We start from the raw sequence: 19,618 nt of genomic DNA, 5'->3' as shown, positions 1-19,618 counted from the left end.
TAATTAATTTACATCCCAAAAGATTTTGGTATCACGCGTGTCTTTTGAACGAACAGCTTCGTAATTCTCGGAGTTAACAGAGATCTCTCCGGTAGGATATAAAAATCTTAATGGAAGAGTCGAATAATTCGCTGCTCCGGCTGTTAATATCGTAATTTTTGGATAGCCAGTTCTTCTGTATTCAGACCATGCATGTTGTGCTTGTAAGAATCCGTAATGCAGCCATTTTTGAGTTAAAATCAATTCTAATTTTTGCGTTGAGTTTCCACTATATTTAGCTGTTGAATTGTCAACGAAATTAGTTATTACGGCATCGGTAGGCTTTGTTTCTGTTTTTAAGCCAGATGTATTTAAATTATTAAGATAATAATAGAAAGTAACGGATTGCTTAAGGGCTAGATCATAAGCGGCTTTCGCATCTGTGTCATTTCCCCATCTTAAAAAAGCCTCAGCTTTAGCAAAGTTTGTCTCAGATGCTGTTGCAACTATACCTGGAAGTTTTGCGTTATCAAAGAATGTTGCTGAATCCAATACTGCATATTTTTGGTAATTTGTTAATATGTCATTTTCAGTGAAGGTTATAGGCATGGCATTATATTCCTTATTTGGGGTAAATATACCATCTTTTCTCACACCGAATTTATCATAAAATACAGGGATACGTGGGTCATCAGCAGGTTTCATTGTTTTATTTAGCATGTAATCTGTAGCATATTGATTATTGCCCTCTGTTAATGCATCACGTAATGTTCCTGTGTATGTTGTTAATGGTTGAAGCAAAATATCTGTACTACCAGGAACGTAGTTTGCATTAGCAGAACCGTCAACTAGCGGGTATGTGCCTGGATCATTCAACATTTCTAAAACTTCTGTTTTAGCTTTACTTTCGTCTACATTTGAAATTCGCATTAATAAGCGTAAACGTAAAGAGTTGGTATACCGTCTCCATTTGTTAAGACTACCGGCATTTAAAATATCAAACTTAGAAAAATCACCGGTCGTTGCCGCTTTGCTAAAATAAGTGTTAATTTCTTTCAGATCGTCTATGAAAGAATAATACAGTTCTTTTTGATCATCGAATTTTGCTTTTTTTGCAATACTTGTTAAAGGTAGACTCCCAGCTTCTGAAAATGGAATATCACCATAATTGTCAATGAGTTTTGATGCTTCATCGTACATGACAACTTTACCTGCTTGAAGGAAAATTTCTTCTTTCGCTTGATTTTCTTGGCTTAATTCTGCATACGCCGCTTCCATCTTCCGATAGACACCCAATACGCCCGGAGCATAGAAATCTGTCCAATAGCCATAGGAATAACTGTCATTTGGCTGGTACATCGTATTGTTCGGTATAAAAGACGATGTTTGGCTGTATATTGTTTGATTGGATAAAATAAATGTTCTGTAATGCCAATAAGATGGGCGAACTCTATCGTTGTTTAACAAATCTGCAAAAAAGCCAGGTATACTAGCATCAGTGGTTTGATCGGGATTGTTAAACGCATCTTCCAATTGTGATTTACATCCTGTAAACCCAAGGGTAGATAGCGTTAAAAATAATAGTATATAAAATGATTTATTCATGATTAATTACGATTAAAAATTAGCATTTAATGAAAACCCGAAACTTCTAGTTGCAGCATTAGAACCTACATCTACACCTTGGGACCACCATTGATTTCCAACAGGTGATTCTGGATCAAGATTTTTGAGTGTTCTGTAGAAATAAAATAGATTTCTACCCATTAAGGATACTCTTACGTTGTTTAATTTGAGTTTTTGTGTGACAGAAGATGGAATTCGGTAACCAACTGAGAGTTCCCGCATTTTGACAAACGAATTATCATATACAGCTCCTTTCTCAGTCCATGAATCCGCTCCCCAAGCGAAGGTATTCATGTAATAGTCAGCAGCGCTTAGGTGTACATCATTTTTCTCACCAGTATTCTGATTTACACCACCTAAAGTAACACCAGTTTCTCTGTATTCCAAAGTGTTTTCATAAGCACCGGTTCCCATGGCATATTTCTGATTTTCAGAAACCATTTTACCACCTAATCTATAATCCACAGTGAAATCTAATGACCAATTTTTATAGTTGAATGTATTGGTCATACCACCTATTGCCTTTGGTAATATATTTCCTACATATTTATACTTTGTTTTATCAATAACATAGTAACCTTCATCAGAAATTAGATTATTACCCTGATCATCTTTAGCAATATCGTACGCATAAATATTACCTAATTTTTTACCGACTTCGGCAACGACTTTTAAGGAGTTCTCATCTGCGCTGTAGAACGTTAGCATATCTCCGCCACTATTTAATTTATCCACCATAGTTCTATTGAAGGAATAGTTTAAACGGGTATTCCAACTGAAATTTTCACGCTGTATAGGTGTTGCTGTTAATGAAACTTCTAGACCATTATTTGAGATACGACCTACATTCGTCCATTGAGAGGTTGCTCCTGATGATGCTTCTGTTGTTAGATTTAAAATTTGATCGTCGATGTAATTATCATAATAACTGATATCTAAACCTAATCTGTTTTTTAAAAATTTAAGTTCTAATCCATACTCCCATTCGTATTTCATTTCAGGCATAAGTCCCAAATTTCCATAACTACCATTATATGTCAAAGAAGGTACAGATCCATTAATTGTAGCTATTGCATTTTGACTGTTTGCGACATTTGCGACATAAATTCCGGCATCATTTCCGACAATACCGTAGGAAACACGCAATTTTCCAAAATTGAAATTCTGAGACTTCCAGCCCAGAGCGTCACTAAATATAAAACTTCCACTTACAGAACCATATTTGTAGTTGTTGTTGCCGGGAGGCATGGTGGAAGAATACTCGGAGCGATAAGTACCGTCTAAATAAGCAAATCCTTTATAACCAATATTGGCCATTCCGAAATATGCATATTTTATTTTTTTCTTACGCTCATTACCTGTTGTCGCTGGTGCATAGCTATTGCTGATACTAAACCAATTTTCTTTCACAAGCCCACTTTGTGTAGTAGACGATTGGTCATCATAATTTTCTTCTCTAGATTGAAAACCTGCACTTACACTGTAATCCCAATCACTATTTATTTTGTTAGCATAAGTCGCTAATACATCGCCATACAATATTGAGTACAATCCTTTTGAAGTGCTGAATCCACCGGAACTATTCGTTGTTGAATTATAGCGTGTTGCATGCTCGTTATATTGTTTATTTGTGATGGCTGCCGAAGTAAAATCATTACCGATACGACCTCTTAATTTGAGGTGATTCACAACATCCCAATTTAAGGTGGCACTTGTTAACAAGCGATTTTCTGTTTCGTCGTAGCTATTTTTATATTGAGACCAGAAATAATCCAACAAATTATATGGTCGAATGGCATATTTGAAATCCTCATCACGACCAGTAGTCGCTGCTGAATATTTATAGCCGTCCGAAGTTTGATATTTTTCTTTTAGAACAGACATGTCTTCTGTACGACTAAAGAAACCTCCAAAAGATCCGAGGACTTGTCCTAGTAATTGCGATCGATTATGAGTTTCTGTATTTGTATAGTTTGCAACGAGATCTAATGACAATTTTTCGTGCATTTTTACTGTACTATTTAGATTGAAGGTATTTCTACTTTGTTTTGAACCTGGACTTGTACTTTTATAATCCATACGTGTACCGCTCAAACGATAGTTCACTTTGTCTGTTTGATTTGAAATTGCAAAGTTAATGTTTGAATTATAACCATTGTCAAAGATGTCCTTAAAGTTATTTTCACGTGCTTCGTATTTCTTGGTTGTTCCATCCCACCAATTTACTTCTTCACCAGTAAATTTAGGGCCAAAATTTCCGTATGAGCGGAAGTATGGGCGTCTTCCCGAGGGTGAGTCTGTATCTGCGATCCAACCTTCCGCATCAGCACCGTTCGCTAGATTGGTCGCAGCGTCATAACCAGGGCCATAGATATTTTGGAATTTCGGTAAGAATGCGGCACGTTCGATAGAACCATTGTAGTTAAAATCAATACCTAAACCTCTTCCTTTAATCCCTTTTTTTGTAGTAATCACAATAACCCCACTTGCCGCATCAGATCCGTATAGCGCACTCGCTGCAGATCCCTTTAAAATAGTCATACTTTCAATATCGGCAGGATTAATATCTAACATCCCATTACCACGGACACGTTGGTCATCCCAATAGTTATTGTTATTGGCGCCTTTGGTTCCATATTGTTCATCATTACGAATAATTACACCGTCTACAACATAAAGGGGTTGACGTTGGTAATTTAAGGAGTTAATACCACGAATTTGAACATTTACAGCACTTGATGCACCGCCAGGTGCTGTGGTAATTTTTACGCCAGAAACTTTACCATATAAGGCTGATCCTATGTTCGTATTTCCCGCTTTAGTAAGTTCCTCTGCTTTGATCGTGCTAACAGCGTATCCTAAAGCTTTTGCATCGCGTTTAATACCCATTGCTGTCACAACCACCTCATCTAAAGCAGAAGCATCTTGTGTCAAGGTTACATTAATCGATTTAGTTGAACCAACCAAAATTTCTGTTGTTTTGTATCCAATCGTTGTAAATCGTAAAGTTTCTCCCTGTGAAGCCTGGATGGTAAAACTGCCGTTCGCAGTGGTTTGTGTAGCCCTTGAGGTTCCTTTTACAGTCACCGTTACACCAGATACTAGTCCCGAAGCATCTTTTACTGTTCCGGTAATGGATTGCTGTGCGAATAAGGATGATGCACTGACTAAAGTGCATAACGCTAATCCCGCACTCTTTTTTTGAAAATAATTCATGAGTAATGATTTATAAGCTAATTAGTTTGTAGTTATAAGGGTTTGTAATGTGTTTTCTATAATAAAGGCAGCAGTCCCAATACTTTGTGCCTGTTTGTTGGTTTCTGATATTTTTAATTGTGTTGTGCTGGCCAAGCGGGGTATGCAAAATTCATTCACTGCGGTCTGAATCTGAGGCATGAGTATGGCACCGGCTTTGGCTCCCCGGCCACTGATGATGATGACTTCAGGGTTGAGGATATGGATTAAGGTAGCAATGCCTTTTCCTAACATATAGCCAATTTTTCCAAGACTGGCAATAGCAAGCTGATCGCCCTGTAATGCATTCTCCAGTAAAGCATCTCCTTGTGCTAATAGGTTATTATACTGCTCGGCTTCTAAACTCGATTTTTCTCCGGCCTTTAAAGCATTCTGTACATCTTTTACTGCAGCGCTGAGCGATGCCTCTACTTCTAAACATCCTTTTTTTCCACAGGAACAAAGGGTGTTGCTATGGCTTAGTGGTATATGGCTAAATTCTCCTGCATAACCACTCGATCCTTTAAATATTTGACCGTTTACGATCATGCCTAATCCGACCCCCCAATTTAAATTGATGACTAACGCATTTGTTGTCTTTTGTGCCGCGCCAAATTTTTGTTCGGCAAAAGCAATGCAGGTGGAGTCGTTTTCAATAATCGTCGGAATTTTAAAATGATCAGTGATGTGTTTTTTAATGTGGTGTAGGTTACATTTTTTCTCGTACGAATCATTAACGCCTTTTTGTGTGTTTACAAATCCGGGCATACTGACACCAGCCGCAATAAAATTGGCTAGTGGAATCTGTGACTTAGTAATAAGCTGATCAGCATAACTGATGATGTTTTGGAGTGCTTCCGATTCGCAAGCAAGGGGATTATACTGATCAGTAATCTGTTCAATTATTTTGTTTTCGAGATTATAAATATAAATCGATGTATAATATTGATCAAGCGCGATCACTAACATATAATGAGAAAGGCTATTGTTTAGCTTGAATTGAATAGCGCGTCGTCCTCCAGTTGATGTTGCAAAACCATTACCCTCAATGAGTTTCATTTCCAGTAAGGAATTTATTGATTTGGTAATAACCGGAATACTTTTATTAAAAGTTTTACTTAGCTGTGCAATTGATTGTGATTCCTGAAAGTAAAGTGCTTTTAAGATTTGGCTGTTCATCATTAATAATCTTCGTATTGAAGGGGTAAAGAAAGCAAATTTCTTTGTAAAATCCATGACTTTATAATATTTATTAATAAGTATAGTGCTCTTTGTTTTATTTTATCAATAATTAGCAGTTTAATTTGATTTAATTTTCAAAAGTTTTTTCAATTGTAACAACATTAAAAAAGCTTACGGATCTTGTTGAAGTTGTTATGCATACTTTATTGGTTATGCCTAATTGTGTTTTTGTTTGATGTAATGATGGATAATATTGGTATTATTTAGATATAATTTTAAAAAATAAAAGTCCGTGTTTGTGCCATTTTAAATTAAATTAGGCGTAAAAGTGAATAGTAAAATTGTTATTTTTATGCCATAAACAAACTATTTTATGAAACAGCGTTATTATTCACTTGACGTATTCCGAGGAGCTACAGTTGCTCTGATGATTATGGTCAATAACCCCGGAACATGGGCTCATATGTTCGCACCATTAAAACATGCCGGTTGGCATGGCTGTTCCCCAACAGATCTTGTTTTTCCTTTTTTTCTATTTGCAGTTGGTAATGCTATGTCTTTTGTTATTCCTCGACTTCAGGAAGCTGGAGATGCTGTATTCTGGAAGAAAGTGATCAAAAGAACGGTTTTGATTTTTGCTATTGGTTTATTCCTTAACTGGGCTCCGTTTGTGCAGTGGGACGGTGATGCACTTGGATTGAAACATTGGGTAAATCCAAATAATCCTGAAAAGGGTATCCGGATATTAGGTGTACTTCAACGCATTGCCTTGGCGTACTGTTTTGCTTCTATTCTGGCTTATTACTTTAAAGAGAAGGCGTTGATCTGGATTTCTGCTGTTATGTTATTGGCTTATTGGGCTATTTGTGCTTTTGTTGGACAGGCAGAAGATCCTTATAGCCTTGCAGGTTGGTTTGGAACTCCGATTGATATACAGCTATTGGGAGTAGCTCATATTTATAAAGGAGAAGGGGTACCTTTTGATCCTGAAGGCCTGATGAGTACATTACCGACTATTGTGCAAGTCGTTTTCGGTTATCTTGCCGGTACTTATATCAAGAAGCAAGGGCAGGTAGATTGGTTATGGTCTAAGGTTCCTGAAAGTAAAGAGCCTCATTTCAAATTACTTTCAGGGTTATTTGTAACGGGGTTTATTCTGGTAGTTTTAGCATGGATCTGGTCATTAGGTTTTCCGATCAACAAAAAAATATGGACAAGTTCTTATGTACTGTACACAACGGGATTAGGAATTATGACCATCGGTGGAATGATCTGGTTTGTTGAAGTACAAGGTGTGAAAAATGGTTTGACTAAATTTTTTGATGTGTTTGGCAAAAACCCACTTTTTATCTTTGTGCTAAGTGGTGTTTTACCGCGATTGGTAGGGCTGATCCGTATTCCGGATGGGGTAGGAGATGATGGAACTGTTTTATACACCAACGCATTTACCTGGTTTTATACAACAATCTGCAAACCTTTACCAGGTCCACCAGAGGTCGGTTCTTTCTTTTACTCGTTATGCTTTTTGGCCTTGATGTGGGGTATATGCTATTACTTGGATAAAAAGAAAATCTATGTGAAAGTTTAAGGCATTCCTTATTAATGCAGAGCGAATTTTAAGTTTATTGTTGTCAGGTATTTTGTCCCTCAATTGATTTAAACTTTATGTAAATTACTAGGTACCCATTAAGGTGGTACTTTAATACTACAGCGTTACTACTTAAACTTTAATCTTCATTTTCTTTGCAGATTAAAGTTTAAGTGCTACCTTTGCAGTCAATTAACAAAAATTTTTAACGCTTTAATATTATTTCAGAGATGTATTTAAGTAAAGAGTACAAAGCAGATATCTTCGCGGAATTTGCAGGTTCGGCAACGAACACAGGTTCTACAGAAGGACAAGTAGCTTTATTCACTAAGAGAATTGCTCACTTAACTGAGCATTTGAAAAAAAACAGAAAAGATTTTAACACACAACGTGCCCTACAAATGTTAGTAGGTAAACGTCGTTCATTATTAGCTTACCTGTACAAAACTGACATCAACCGTTACCGTGCGATCATTAAAGGTCTTGGTTTACGTGATATCATCAAATAAGCTTTTAGTTATAAAAACTTTAGAAAGCCGTCTCTTTAGAGATGGCTTTTTTTTTGTCGCTAAATTTTGAAATGATGATTTTATGCTACTTATTATTATAAAACCACCTTCAATGGTTAAGGGGCACATAATAATTACTGTCATAAATGCAACTTACGTCAGTTTGATTATAAATATTTTACCTTATCTTTGCGATGAAATTAAAATATTTTTAATATAGGTATGCTGCCAAAAGATGAAAAGCATATCGCAAATAACAACGAATGAGTTATAACGAAATCAAAACAGTAATTGATATGGGCAATGGCTCCCAGATCGAACTTTCTACTGGTAAATTGGCTAAACAGGCTGATGGTGCAGTAGTTTTAAAACAAGGTGATACGATGCTTCTAGCAACAGTCGTTTCTGCTAAAGAAGCGAAATCTGGAGTTGACTTTTTACCTTTGTCAGTAGATTACCAAGAGAAATACGCGGCTACAGGCCGTATTCCTGGCGGTTTCTTACGCCGTGAGGCACGTTTGTCAGATTATGAGATCTTAATCTCTCGTTTGGTAGATAGAGCTTTACGTCCTTTATTCCCTGAAAACTATCATGCAGATACGCAAGTAATGATCTCTTTGATCTCTGCAGATAAAGATATTATGCCTGATGCATTGGCTGGTTTAGCAGCTTCTGCTGCTATTGCGGTTTCTGATATCCCTTTCAATGGACCTATTTCTGAGGTTCGCGTTGCTAAGATAGATGGCCAATTGGTGATTAATCCAAAAATGTCTGAATTAGAAAGAGCAACTTTAGAATTTATCGTAGCTGGTTCTGCTCAAGATATCGGTATGGTTGAAGGTGAGTGTAGTGAAATTTCTGAGACTGAAATGGTAGAAGCGATTGCTTTTGCGCATGAGGCGATCAAAAAACAAGTTGCTGCTCAAGTTGAATTAGCAAATTTAGTAGGTAAAAATGTAAAACGTGAGTATAACCATGAGCCAACTAATGAGACGTTGAGAGCTGAAATTTTCAGTGCGACTTATGATAAAGTTTATGCTGTAGCAGCTTCTGCTTCTGCAAAACATGACCGTTCTGAAGCTTTCGCAAAAATTGCTGAAGAATTCAGAGCAACACTTCCAGAAGAATTGGATGAGGATACGAAGTTCTTATTCAAAAAATATTTCCATGATGTGCAGTATGATGCTGTTCGTAATCTAGTATTGGATGAAGGAAAGCGTCTTGACGGTCGTGATGTACGTACTGTACGTCCTATCTGGTCGGAAGTAAATTATTTACCTGCAGCTCACGGTTCAGCTGTATTTACACGTGGTGAAACGCAATCATTAACTTCTGTTACTTTAGGTGCTAAAGATGCAGAGCAAATGATCGATGGTGCTTTCATCAACGGTTATAACAAATTTATCCTTCACTACAATTTCCCTGCATTCTCTACAGGTGAGGCTAGACCAAATAGAGGTCCAGGTCGTCGTGAAGTAGGTCACGGTAATTTAGCATTACGCTCATTGAGACAAGTATTGCCTCCAGTAGCTGAAAATCCTTATACAATCCGTGTTGTTTCTGATATCTTAGAATCTAACGGTTCTTCTTCAATGGCAACTGTTTGTGCTGGTACATTAGCATTATTAGATGCGGGTATTAAATTGAAGGCTCCAGTTTCTGGTATCGCTATGGGTTTAATCTCGGATGAGAAAACAGGTAAGTATGCAATTCTTTCAGATATTTTAGGTGATGAAGATCATTTAGGTGATATGGATTTTAAAGTAACGGGTACTGAAAAAGGTATTGTTGCTTGTCAAATGGACTTAAAGATCAATGGATTGAAATGGGAAGTTTTGACACAAGCTTTGGATCAAGCTAAAGAGGCTCGTCTTCATATCTTAGGTGAAATGAAGAAAACAATTTCTGAGCCACGTGAAGATTACAAACCTCATGCTCCTCGTATTGTTCAGATCATTATCGATAAAGAATTTATTGGTGCTATCATCGGTCCAGGTGGTAAAATTATCCAAGAAATGCAACGTGAAACAGGTGCTACTATTTCTATTGAAGAAGTAGACGGTAAAGGTATCGTTCAGATCTTTGCAGACAATAAAGCTGCTATTGATGATGCAAGTACACGTATTAAAAATATCGCGGCTAAACCTGAGGTAGGTGCTACTTACGAAGGTAAAGTGAAGTCTATTATGCCTTTTGGTGCTTTCGTTGAAATCATGCCAGGAAAAGATGGTTTATTACACATCTCTGAGATTGATTGGAAACGTTTTGAAACGATGGATGGAATCTTTACTGAAGGTGATAAAGTAACGGTTAAATTATTGGATATCGACAAACAAGGTAAATTGAAACTTTCTCGTAAAGCTTTATTGCCTCGTCCTCCTCGTGAAGATAAACCTGCTGTTGACGCAGCTCCACAAGCGTAAGTTTTAAAAACTTAATCATATAAAAAGCTCACTGAAAAGTGAGCTTTTTTTTGCTAAAAAAAACAGGCTGTCTATTTGACAGCCTGTTTTCATTTGTTATAACATGATAACGGATTCTATTTTAGATACTTCTTTGTAATAATCAATTACTTCATCGGCATTATTGACAAAAGTCTCTACGGTGATGGACTTGTATTTACCACCTGATGATTCTTTTTCCGCGTATTTGGTACTTGCATGCGTAAATACTTGTTTTACTTGCTCTATTTTCTCCAAATCGGCTTTTACAATGAATTTGAATTTGTACAAGGATGGAAATTGTTCTACAGCAATCAATTTTTCTTTGAAATTTGTATAGAAATCTTGCTGATTATTTCCGTCTTCAATATCTTGGATATTGATGTTATTGTTTAATTCTGACATTTTTAATCTCCTTTTGTTGATTATTATCAAAAGCTATTCCATAAATAGTGGCCTGACAGACTTGCAGATTAATTGTCGACTGCAATAGGTCTATCCTGTGGCGCTTTACCCCAATTTTTGTTTGGTGTACTGCTCATTTCAATTTCGATTGTACCACCTTTTAGAACTTCTTCATAAGTGATAAATGATTTGGAATAAGATGCACCGTTGCGTTTGATACTTTTGATGTAGCTGTTTTTCTTCGCTTGGTTTTTAACCTGTATCGTTAACTGTCTATCATTTGGAAGGGTAATCGTAGCTTTTTCCATCATCGGTGATCCGAAAACATAGACACCGCTGATTGGATTTAATGGATACATACCCATTGCTGAAAACACATACCAAGCACTCATCTGTCCAGCATCGTCATTACCACACAAACCATTAGGTTTGCTTGTATAAAATTCCATCATGGCTTTACGGGCAAGTGCAGAACCTTTCCAAGCTTCTCCTGCATATGCATACAGGTAAGGGACATGGTGATTGGGTTCATTGCCTTGAGCATATTGACCGATAAGACCAGTAATATCATTTGAAGCTTCTCCGCCCAGATCGGAAGACATTGTTGTGAACTCGTCAAGTTTCTTCAAGAAGTTTTTATCGCCTCCAAAAAGATTGATTAAGCCTTTTACATCTTGAGGAACTAACCAGGTGTATTGCCATGCATTACCCTCACAGTAATCGTTTTCACGGTGCTTAGCCATCAATGCGTTGAATGGTCTTCTAAACTCACCGTTAGCTTTTCTTCCCACAAAATGTCCTACTTCTTTATCAAAATATTGCTCATAAAGCTTATATCTCTTCTCAAAATATGCAGCATCTTCTGTTTTGCCTAATTTCACCGCCATTTTGTAAGCACTATAATCTGCAATAGCATATTCTAATGCCCAAGCTACAGATTCATGATCCATGCTGTCAATTGGAATATAAGTCAAGTCACGTACGAATTTTAAGCCGTTTTCATAACCCATTGCGGTGGTTTTTACTGCTTCCCAAGCCAATTCGTAATCTTTCTCATCTAAAATCCCTTTGATAACTGCATCAGCTACTACTGGTATTGCCGGTAATCCAACCATAGTATTGGTCTCATTACCTTGTAAATGCCATACCGGTAATTTTCCCTGTTGCTGATAAATCGCCAGCATGGTTTTAATAAAATCCTGATTGATCTTACGATCCTCCAGTAAATTCATTAAAGGGTGAAGTCCACGGTAAGTATCCCATAAAGAGAATACGGTATGGTTGGTAAAATCCTGTTTTTCGTACACTTGTTTGTCTGTACCTAGATAATCACCATTTGCATCATTAAAGATGGTCGGTGCAAAATAGGTATGATACAATGCGGTATAAAAAATGGTTTTGGTATCTGCATCTCCTTCAAATTGAATTTTATTTAAAGTGCTGTTCCATTTGTCATTTGCCTGTTTCTTCGCATCTGCAAAATTCCAGTTCGGCATTTCCACCTGTATGTTTTCTAAAGCATTTGTCGTACTTACAGATGAAAGACCAACCTTCACTTCAATGGTTTTATTTTTTACAGCATCAAAAAATAAAGCAGCTTTAATAGCTTGACCTTTTACGGTAGAAGAACCTAATTTTTGACTGTTCTCCTCATAGAACTGCACTTTTTGGATAGGAACAGATGTTTTTAAAGCAAAATATACTTTTTGGTCACTTGCCCATCCTGAAGAAAAGCGGTATCCGACAAATGTGCTGTCATTGATTTGCTTAATGTACGAGTCTGTTGTTTTATCCCAGTTCATCTTAAAAGAAAGGTCGATGAATAAGTGGGCATTGTCCGATTTATTATAGACATACTGATGATAGCCAACACGCTCAGTTGCTGTTAGATTTGCCTGAACTTGGTAATCGTCTAATAGAACACTGTAAAATCCAGGTTGGGCTATTTCATTTTCTTTTTTAAAGCTAGATCCATAGCCGGTACCCATCTTGTTAAACTCTGCAGGTTTTAACTGTACTTTACCGTTTGCAGGTACAATCATAATATCATTAAGATCGCCAATACCGGTACCACTAAGATGTGTATGGGTAAAACCCAGAATTTCTTTGCTTTTATAATTGTAACCACTGCACCAGTCCCAGCCATTAAACTGATCCCAGGTCTGTGCAATCTGAGATGGACCTAATTGTACAGCTCCTAATGGCACATTGGCACCGACAAATACGTGTCCATGATCTTCGGAACCGATAAAAGGGTTCACATATTGAGTCAAATTTTGTTGAGCCATTGAACTTAATGGCGATAATGCAAGAATACTTAATAAAATTTTATTGTAATTCAATTGAATCATAATTAATTAGTTTGATCTTATTTAGGGGTGAAATATAGCATTTTTTTTGCTTAATAAATCCTTTTAGCTTAAATATTTTTACAATATATGGCGTTATTACTTTATTTTTTTTTAGATTAGTAACTCATATTATAAACACACTATACTTAATGAAGAAGAGAATTTTGATCAGTGATATAGCAAAGGCTTTAGGGGTTTCGGTTACTACGGTATCTTTTATATTGAATGACAAAGCCAAGGAGAAGCGTATAAGTGAGTCATTGACAAAGCGAGTTCTTGATTATGTTAAAAAAGTCGGCTATAAACCTAATGAACTTGCTAAAAGTTTACGTACAGGTAAAACGAAAATTATCGGTCTCATCATTGAAGATATTTCAAATCCATTCTTTGGTAATATCGCGCGTTTGATTGAAACTAAAGTTTATGAGCAAGGGTATCGGATTATCTATTGTAGCACCAATAATGATAGCGAGAAGACCAAAGAACTGATCGGTATGTTCAATGATCGACAGGTTGATGGTTTCATCATTACACCTTCCGAAGGAATTGAGGAGACAATTTCTAATTTGATTCAATCTAATGTACCTGTTGTTTTATTTGACCGCTATTTGCCGGATGTGGAAACAGATTATGTTATTGCTGATAATTTTCAAGGCGCCTTTGATGCTACCGTTCATTTTAATGAGCAGGGCTATAAACGCATCGGTCTAGTCTCGTTATACTCTGATCAGACCCAAATGCGGGATCGCCTAGATGGCTACATGAAAGGTATGGATCAATTTAAGAAGCAGGTATACATCAAGAAAATACAACTGGACGCATCAGAAGCAGAGGCAATAGATGACTTACATGAGTTTGTTGTAGATAACCGCCTGGATGCTGTTTTATTTGCAACTAATTATTTGGCAATTACAGGACTTAAATCTGGGAAGAAACATAATTATAAATTACCGGCACTCATTGCATTTGATGATCATACGGTATTTAAATTGCACGAACCTGCCATCACTGTTGTTTCGCAACCTATTGAAGAAATTGCGGATCACATTATCAATATTTTATTGCTAAAATTGCAGGGTAAAGCCAAATCAATTAAACATCTGACACTACCCTGCGAATTGAAAATACGTGAATCTTCTATTTTGAAGCAATAGTATCTGCTACAAATACCATAGAAATGGAGTTGACACAATGACGTGTGTTTTTATCGGTCAATCTTTCGCCGATGAAAACATGCCCGAGGTGTGCTCCGCATGCGTTACACAGAATTTCTGTTCTTCTTCCATCTGCATCTGTTTCTTTTCGTATGGCCCCTTTGATTTCATCATCAAAACTAGGCCAGCCACAATGCGAATCAAATTTATCTTCCGAACGATAAAGTGCCTCGTTGCATCTTTTGCAAACGTAAGTTCCTTTTGTTTTATTATCAAGTAGGGTGCCCGTGTAGGGACGCTCCGTTCCTTTGTGAACAATAACATGTTCCTCTTCTGGCGTTAATTTGTTATATTTTGTTGAATCTTCCATTGTCTTAAAGATTGATGTTTGTTTTGGAGCTTGATGCGTCTGTGCATTACAGGAGGTTATTAAAAAAATCAAGCCATATAAAAATACTAATTTTTTCATGATAACTGCATATCCGTAAAGTTACAATTCTCTAATCAATTCTTTGTCAGCATACTGTTATCAAGAATCACTTTCGGGCAGTTTTGAATTTTTTTATGTCCTATTGATGTCTTAAATTTGAGGCTTATCAATTTCCGCCTTGAAGTATAAGAGGTGGTTTAAATCTGCATTAAATAGTCATTTTAAAATAATTTAGAACGATTATAAATTGATAAATAACGTCACAAAATTGTCAGGGATTTATTAATAAGTTATACTTTTGTGGCATTACTAGGCAGAGTGTGCTCTGTTTAGAATGGTGTTTAAATTTTTATATTCACAAATAAATAGTATAAAGTGTTAAATATGAGAAATATCTCATCCGTTTTGGGAAAACTTGCGAGGATAGCGTCAATGAGTTTGGTGCTGTTATTTGCCGTTACGACGCTGCATGCGCAAGATGTCAAGGAAGGTGAAAAAATCTTCAAAGCAAAGTGTACGAGCTGTCACAAAGTTGATAGAAAAGTTGTTGGTCCTGCCTTAAAAGGTATTACCGAAACTAAGTCTGAAGAGTGGTTGATTAAATGGATTAAAAACTCTCAAGCTTTAATTGCTTCCGGTGATGCCGATGCAATTGCAATTTTTGAGGAGTACAATAAATCTGTGATGACTTCTTTTACAGATTTATCAGATGATAATATTAAGTCAGTATTGGCTTATATTAAAGCTGAGTCTGTTGAAAAACCTAAAGAAGCTGGTGCTACAGGTGGTGGAGCTGCGAAAGATGACAATGCTAACTTGTTTATGATCTTCGGATTAATAGGGGTAGTTGTTTTGGCAATTGTTGTTATCGTTGTTTTAAACCGTGTCATCCGTACTTTAGAGAAGGTTATCGCAACAAATCAAGCTGCTGTTGAAGCAGAAGAGGAGCCTCAAACGAGTTCTAAATTCCTTGCTTTTGCTAAAGCTTTTGTTAAGAACAAGAAATTAGTCGGGTTTGCTGTATTAATGCTTGTTGCTTTATTAGCTGTTGGTGGTTGGAAAACCATGTGGAACGTAGGTGTTCACACAGGTTATCAGCCGGTTCAACCGATTAAATTCTCGCACCAATTACACGCAGGTGTAAACAAAATTGAGTGTCAATATTGTCACGGTGGTGCTTTTAAATCTAAAAATGCATCTATTCCTTCTGCAAATGTTTGTATGAACTGTCACAATACGATTACTGGTTCTGAGCATTATGATGGTGAAATTTCACCTGAGATTGCAAAAATCTACCGCGCATTGGATTTTAATCCAGAGACTCGTACTTACGGAAACAATCCTAAGCCGATTCAGTGGGTTCGTATTCACAACTTGCCAGATTTTGCTTATTTTAACCACTCACAACACGTTACAGTAGCAGGAGTAGAGTGTCAGACTTGTCACGGACCTATTGAAACAATGGAAGAAGTATACCAATACTCGCCATTAACAATGAAATGGTGTGTGGATTGTCATAAGGCAACAGATGTGAAATCAGATAACAAATACTACGAAGACTTAATCAAAGCGCATGAAAGCATCAAAAAGGGTGAAAAAATGACAGCGGCGATGATCGGTGGTCTTGAGTGTGGTAAATGTCACTATTAATAATTATTCAGAAATACGCAATCTTATATACAGCTTAAATGGATAGCAATAAAAAATATTGGAAAGGTTTGGAAGAATTGAAACAAACACCTGCTTTTGTAGAAAAAAGCAAGGGTGAGTTTGCCGAATCTATTCCTGTAGAAGATGTCTTAAATGAAGCAGGGTTGAGTACAAAAACTCCTCGCCGTGACTTCTTAAAAGCATTAGGTTTTGGTGTTGGGGCTGTTACTTTAGCAGCTTGTAACAGCACTCCTGTGCATAAAGCAGTTCCTTATTTAATTAAACCAGAGGAAATTACTCCAGGTATTCCTAACTTTTATACTTCGACTTTTAACGGTCAGAGTATCTTAGTAAGAACGCGTGAAGGTCGTCCTATTAACGTAGAGGCAAACCCGAACGCAATTGGTTTAAATCAAGGTACAGATTCGGGAACTGCAGCATCAGTTTTAGACTTATATGATGAGTCTAAATTAAAAACAGCCCAAATAAAAGGGCAGGATGTTGAATGGTCTAAATTAGATAGTACTGTTATCGCTGCTTTAAATGCAGCAGCTACTGCTGGAAAACAAATTACTATTGTTGCAAGCACAGTAAATAGTCCTACTACATTGGCTGCAATCGCTAAATTAACGGCGAAGTACCCAACGACTAATTTGGTTCAAGTAGACGCTGTTTCTTATAGCGCTATTATTGAAGCGAATAAAAACTCCTTTGGTAAAGCAGTTGTTCCTTCATACAATTTTGAAAAAGCAAATGTTGTTGTTTCAGTAGCAGCTGATTTCTTAGGAACTTGGTTAGCGGGCGAGGAGCATACACAGCAATATATTAAAAACCGTGATTACAAATCATTGAAAAATGGTAAGATGTCACGTCACATTCAGTTTGAGTCGGGTCTAAGTATGACCGGTTCAAATGCCGATGTGCGTATCGCAATTAAACCTTCGGAAGAAGCTGCTGTTTTAATTTCATTATATAATGCAATTACAGGTTCTTCTTTAGCGGGTGGTATTGCTGCAAAAAGAGCACAAACTGCGGTTACTTTAGCGGCAAAAGAATTGTTAGCAAACAAAGGTGCTGCTGTTGTTGTTGCTGGTTCGAATGATATTAACATTCAAACATTAGCAAATGCGATCAACAGTGCATTAGCTTCATACGGATCGACAATTGATTTAGATAATTTCTCTAAACAACATCAAGGTTCAGACGTTGCATTTTCACAATTCTTGACAAACGCAAATGCTGGTCAGGTAGGTGTTGCTTTATTCTTAAACAGTAACCCTGTTTATGATTATTTCAAAGCTGAAGACGTGAAAGCCGCATTGAAGAAAGTTGATTTTACATTATCTTTCTCTCAACGTGCTGATGAAACAGCTTCAGAATTGACTGCTATTGCTCCAACAAATACATTCTTGGAGTCTTGGGGTGATGCTTCTCCAAAAGAAGGTTTATTCTCAATCGTTCAACCGACAATTAATCCTGTATTTAACACACGTCAAGCGGATCAATCTTTATTGGTTTGGGCGGGTGATACAACAGATATCTATTCATTCGTTAAAAACCTTTGGACTTCAACTATTTTAGCTGGAAGTACAAAGAACTGGAATAGCGTTTTGCAAACTGGATTTGAATATAAAGGTGCAAAAACTGCAGCTTCTTATTCATTCGCTGGTAATGTAGAAGCTGCTGCTAGTGCTGCTATCGCGGCTGCTAAAACAGTAGTTGGTGAGTTCGAATTGAAATTGTATGAATCAAGTGCTTTACGTGACGGTAGATATGCAAATAATGCCTACTTACAAGAAGTTCCTGATCCGGTTTCAAAAGTAACTTGGGACAACTATGCTGCTATTAACCCTAAAGATGCTGAGAAATTAGGATTGGGTGAAGATGCAACAGTTACTGTTGAAGCTAACGGTTACAAAGTTGAGTTACCAGTTGTTCAACAACCGGGACAAGCTTTGGGTACTGTTTCAGTAGCTATTGGTTACGGACGTACTAAAGTTGGTAAGGCTGGTAATAATGTAGGTAAAAATGCTTACCCTTTTGCAAGCTTAGTTAATGGTACAATTCAGTTTGTAGCTAAAGCAACTATCGCTAAAGCGAATACGATCTATCAATTAGCGCAAACACAAACACATCACACAATCGAAGGTCGTAACATCATTCGTGAAACTACTTTCGCTAAATATTTAAAAGATCCTAACTCAGAGTCAGGCCGCTTTACAGATAAACACAAAACGTATGATTTGTGGAACAAGTATGAGCAACCAGGTCACAAATGGGTGATGGCAATCGATTTAAATGCATGTACAGGTTGTGGTTCTTGTATCGTTGCTTGTAACGTAGAAAACAATATTCCTGTTGTAGGTCGTGATGAGGTTCGCCGTCGTCGTGAGATGCACTGGTTACGTATTGACCGTTACTACACTATCGAAGAGGATGGTAAAGAATATACAAAAGAAGCGGATATTGAAAAATTGAATAGTTTCGAAAATGTAACCGTTGTTCACCAACCGATGTTATGTCAACATTGTGCACATGCACCATGTGAGACGGTATGTCCAGTATTAGCTACTGTTCACTCATCAGAAGGTTTGAACCATATGGCTTACAACAGATGTTTCGGAACACGTTACTGTGCGAATAACTGTCCATATAAAGTACGTCGTTTTAACTGGTTTAACTACTGGAATGATTCACGTTTTGACAACTACTTGAATAATGAGTTTACACAATTGGTATTAAATCCAGATGTAACGACACGTTCACGTGGGGTTATGGAGAAATGTTCGATGTGTATCCAACGTATCCAAGCGGGTAAATTACATGCGAAAATGGAGAACCGTAAAGTAAAAGACGGCGATATCCAAATGGCGTGTCAACAAGCATGTTCTGCAAATGCGATTATCTTTGGTGATGCTAATGATCCAGAATCAGAAGTGTCTAAAGCATTACGCAATGAGCGTGTTTATTACGTACTTGAGGAAATCAATGTACAGCCGGGTATCGGTTATATGACAAAAGTTAGAAACACTTTTGAGGCGTAATCTTGTTCATTATTTGAAATAAAAA

Annotated in this window: 12 protein-coding genes; 6 read left to right on the top strand and 6 right to left on the bottom strand. The window is 37.0% G+C overall.

What is annotated here, in order from left to right:
• Nucleotides 1-3: 3 nt before the first annotated feature.
• Genes WH188_RS18770 through WH188_RS18760 form a run of 3 tightly spaced genes read right to left on the bottom strand, consistent with a single transcriptional unit; the run spans nucleotide 4 to nucleotide 6,075 of the window.
• Nucleotides 4-1,584, bottom strand: a complete 1,581-nt coding sequence (locus tag WH188_RS18770; RefSeq protein ID WP_339424477.1) for a SusD/RagB family nutrient-binding outer membrane lipoprotein — start codon at nucleotides 1,582-1,584, stop codon at nucleotides 4-6.
• A 12-nt stretch (nucleotides 1,585-1,596) separates the two neighbouring features.
• Entirely contained in the window at nucleotides 1,597-4,821 is a 3,225-nt protein-coding gene (locus WH188_RS18765; RefSeq protein ID WP_339424476.1) for a SusC/RagA family TonB-linked outer membrane protein, read from the bottom strand.
• Between the two features lie 21 nt (nucleotides 4,822-4,842).
• Nucleotides 4,843-6,075 (bottom strand): ROK family protein, encoded by a 1,233-nt coding sequence (locus WH188_RS18760; protein WP_339424475.1) that lies wholly within the window; start codon nucleotides 6,073-6,075, stop codon nucleotides 4,843-4,845.
• A 319-nt stretch (nucleotides 6,076-6,394) separates the two neighbouring features.
• On the opposite strand from WH188_RS18760, the gene WH188_RS18755 reads away from it, so the two are divergent.
• From WH188_RS18755 to pnp, 3 genes are all read left to right on the top strand, one after another.
• Nucleotides 6,395-7,609, top strand: coding sequence for an acyltransferase family protein (locus WH188_RS18755; protein WP_339424474.1), 1,215 nt, complete (start codon nucleotides 6,395-6,397; stop codon nucleotides 7,607-7,609).
• 230 nt (nucleotides 7,610-7,839) lie between these two features.
• Complete coding sequence (gene rpsO, locus WH188_RS18750) at nucleotides 7,840-8,118, top strand: 30S ribosomal protein S15 (protein ID WP_021191167.1); 279 nt, start codon at nucleotides 7,840-7,842, stop codon at nucleotides 8,116-8,118.
• 263 nt (nucleotides 8,119-8,381) lie between these two features.
• Nucleotides 8,382-10,541 (top strand): polyribonucleotide nucleotidyltransferase, encoded by a 2,160-nt coding sequence (pnp, locus tag WH188_RS18745; RefSeq protein WP_339424473.1) that lies wholly within the window; start codon nucleotides 8,382-8,384, stop codon nucleotides 10,539-10,541.
• 96 nt (nucleotides 10,542-10,637) lie between these two features.
• On the opposite strand, the gene WH188_RS18740 is transcribed toward pnp, so the two are convergent.
• Both WH188_RS18740 and WH188_RS18735 read right to left on the bottom strand, forming a co-directional pair.
• The gene (locus WH188_RS18740; RefSeq protein ID WP_021190954.1) at nucleotides 10,638-10,964 is read right to left on the bottom strand and encodes a DUF493 domain-containing protein; all 327 of its coding nucleotides are present in this window, start codon (nucleotides 10,962-10,964) and stop codon (nucleotides 10,638-10,640) included.
• 68 nt (nucleotides 10,965-11,032) lie between these two features.
• Entirely contained in the window at nucleotides 11,033-13,315 is a 2,283-nt protein-coding gene (locus tag WH188_RS18735; RefSeq protein ID WP_315402298.1) for a GH92 family glycosyl hydrolase, read from the bottom strand.
• Between the two features lie 149 nt (nucleotides 13,316-13,464).
• Here WH188_RS18735 and WH188_RS18730 point away from each other — a divergent pair, with 149 nt between their 5' ends.
• Nucleotides 13,465-14,469: a LacI family DNA-binding transcriptional regulator gene (locus WH188_RS18730; RefSeq protein ID WP_132843804.1), complete on the top strand. Its 1,005-nt coding sequence runs from the start codon at nucleotides 13,465-13,467 to the stop codon at nucleotides 14,467-14,469.
• Here the strand turns inward: WH188_RS18730 and WH188_RS18725 are convergent.
• Nucleotides 14,453-14,938, bottom strand: coding sequence for a methionine-R-sulfoxide reductase (locus WH188_RS18725; RefSeq protein ID WP_339424472.1), 486 nt, complete (start codon nucleotides 14,936-14,938; stop codon nucleotides 14,453-14,455). The genes WH188_RS18730 and WH188_RS18725 overlap by 17 nt on opposite strands.
• Nucleotides 14,939-15,283: 345 nt before the next feature.
• Here WH188_RS18725 and WH188_RS18720 point away from each other — a divergent pair, with 345 nt between their 5' ends.
• A complete protein-coding gene (locus WH188_RS18720) occupies nucleotides 15,284-16,549 on the top strand; it encodes a c-type cytochrome (RefSeq protein WP_315402293.1) in 1,266 nt (421 codons plus the stop codon).
• Nucleotides 16,550-16,587: 38 nt separating this feature from the next.
• Nucleotides 16,588-19,593 (top strand): TAT-variant-translocated molybdopterin oxidoreductase, encoded by a 3,006-nt coding sequence (locus tag WH188_RS18715; protein WP_168128268.1) that lies wholly within the window; start codon nucleotides 16,588-16,590, stop codon nucleotides 19,591-19,593.
• Nucleotides 19,594-19,618 lie beyond the last annotated feature (25 nt).

The organism is Sphingobacterium sp. MYb388 (assembly GCF_037479535.1).
In the GTDB taxonomy this organism is placed as follows: domain Bacteria; phylum Bacteroidota; class Bacteroidia; order Sphingobacteriales; family Sphingobacteriaceae; genus Sphingobacterium; species Sphingobacterium anhuiense.
Note: the sequence above shows the minus strand (reverse complement) of the source record. Positions and strands in the feature narration are given on the sequence as shown.

What these genes read in the sequence shown, in the direction of transcription:
- WH188_RS18725 (WP_339424472.1), bottom strand. Translation starts at nt 14,938, where the DNA reads ATGAAAAAATTAGTATTTTTATATGGCTTGATTTTTTTAATAACCTCC.
- pnp (WP_339424473.1), top strand. Translation starts at nt 8,382, where the DNA reads ATGAGTTATAACGAAATCAAAACAGTAATTGATATGGGCAATGGCTCC.
- WH188_RS18760 (WP_339424475.1), bottom strand. Translation starts at nt 6,075, where the DNA reads ATGGATTTTACAAAGAAATTTGCTTTCTTTACCCCTTCAATACGAAGA.
- WH188_RS18755 (WP_339424474.1), top strand. Translation starts at nt 6,395, where the DNA reads ATGAAACAGCGTTATTATTCACTTGACGTATTCCGAGGAGCTACAGTT.
- WH188_RS18730 (WP_132843804.1), top strand. Translation starts at nt 13,465, where the DNA reads ATGAAGAAGAGAATTTTGATCAGTGATATAGCAAAGGCTTTAGGGGTT.
- WH188_RS18735 (WP_315402298.1), bottom strand. Translation starts at nt 13,315, where the DNA reads ATGATTCAATTGAATTACAATAAAATTTTATTAAGTATTCTTGCATTA.
- WH188_RS18740 (WP_021190954.1), bottom strand. Translation starts at nt 10,964, where the DNA reads ATGTCAGAATTAAACAATAACATCAATATCCAAGATATTGAAGACGGA.
- rpsO (WP_021191167.1), top strand. Translation starts at nt 7,840, where the DNA reads ATGTATTTAAGTAAAGAGTACAAAGCAGATATCTTCGCGGAATTTGCA.
- WH188_RS18720 (WP_315402293.1), top strand. Translation starts at nt 15,284, where the DNA reads ATGAGAAATATCTCATCCGTTTTGGGAAAACTTGCGAGGATAGCGTCA.
- WH188_RS18765 (WP_339424476.1), bottom strand. Translation starts at nt 4,821, where the DNA reads ATGAATTATTTTCAAAAAAAGAGTGCGGGATTAGCGTTATGCACTTTA.
- WH188_RS18770 (WP_339424477.1), bottom strand. Translation starts at nt 1,584, where the DNA reads ATGAATAAATCATTTTATATACTATTATTTTTAACGCTATCTACCCTT.
- WH188_RS18715 (WP_168128268.1), top strand. Translation starts at nt 16,588, where the DNA reads ATGGATAGCAATAAAAAATATTGGAAAGGTTTGGAAGAATTGAAACAA.